Origin of the sequence: Paraburkholderia sediminicola (assembly GCF_046027355.1) — a bacterium.
GTDB classification, from domain to species: domain Bacteria; phylum Pseudomonadota; class Gammaproteobacteria; order Burkholderiales; family Burkholderiaceae; genus Paraburkholderia; species Paraburkholderia sediminicola_B.
Map to the genome: position 1 here is coordinate 1 of NZ_JAQQEK010000115.1, position 1203 is coordinate 1203.

Annotated in this window: 1 protein-coding gene; it reads right to left on the reverse strand. The window is 61.3% G+C overall.

Features of this window, described 5'->3' with window-relative positions; genetic code table 11:
• Nucleotides 1-963, reverse strand: a 963-nt coding sequence (locus tag PQR42_RS45515; protein WP_408496093.1) for an NAD(P)/FAD-dependent oxidoreductase, incomplete at its 3' end; no start/stop codon positions are given.
• Nucleotides 964-1203: the final 240 nt, after the last annotated feature.

Here is a 1203-nt window from a genome sequence, read left to right on the forward strand (position 1 = left end):
ACCACCCGCCGTGATCGCCCGCGCGCCGTACGACACACGCTTGCCGCCTTCGAGCACAGCACGGATCGCCGGATGCGTCTTGTAACGCTGGAATTCCTCGAACGGCGACAGATACGGGTTCGTGTAGCCGAGACCGACCACGAAGCCCACCACCACCTGGTTGTTATCCATGTGATAGAGGAACGAGCCGCCGTACGTATCGTTTTCCAGCGGCCAGCCGGCGGTATGCATTACCAGACCCGGCTTGTGCTTCGAAGGATCGATCTCCCACAGTTCCTTGATGCCGATCCCGTAGACCTGCGGATCGGCGCCTTCGCGCAGCTTGAATTTGTCGTTCAGCTGACGGCCCAGGTGCCCACGCGCGCCTTCGCAGAAAAGCGTGTACTTCGCGTGCAGCTCCATGCCGAGCTGGAAGTTCTCGGTCGGCTCGCCGTCCTTGCCGATGCCCAGGTTGCCGGTCGCGACACCTTTGACCGAGCCGTCATCGTTGTAGAGAATCTCCGCCGCCGGAAAGCCCGGAAAGATCTCGACACCGAGCGCCTCAGCCTGCTGACCGAGCCAGCGCGTGACATTCGCGAGACTGATCACATAGTTGCCGTGATTCTTGAAGTTATCCGGCAGCGCCCAGGTCGGCACGCTCTTCGAACCGGTTTCCGTCAGGAACAGGAATTTATCTTCGGTCACGTCCACCGTCAGCGGCGCGCCTTTTTCCTTCCAGTCGGGAATGAGTTCGGTGATCGCGCGCGGATCCATCACCGCGCCCGACAGGATATGAGCCCCGATCTCCGAGCCTTTTTCCAGCACGCACACGCCAAGCTCGACGCCTTTTTCCGCCGCCAGCTGCTTCAGGCGGATCGCCGCGGACAGGCCAGCCGGGCCGCCGCCGACGATCACGACGTCATAGGACATGAATTCGCGTTCGGGACGGCCCGCCGCGTGGACAACGGAATGTGTCTTAGTCATATTGCAGAAGCAAAGCGGTTTCGGTCAAAGTGAAAGCCGGGCGCAGTGCTGCTCCAGACACCTATCACGAATCTGACTGTGATCTTTCGCGTGGCGTCCGACCGATGTGGATCCGGGCGCGGCATTTCGAAACGGCGGGATATGGTCATTTGCGATCAGCGAGTGGCGCCTGGCGTTTGACATGGCGTCAGTGGGTTGAGGGATCGGCGCTGGCGACGACGGAGGGGTTGACCGTGTCGT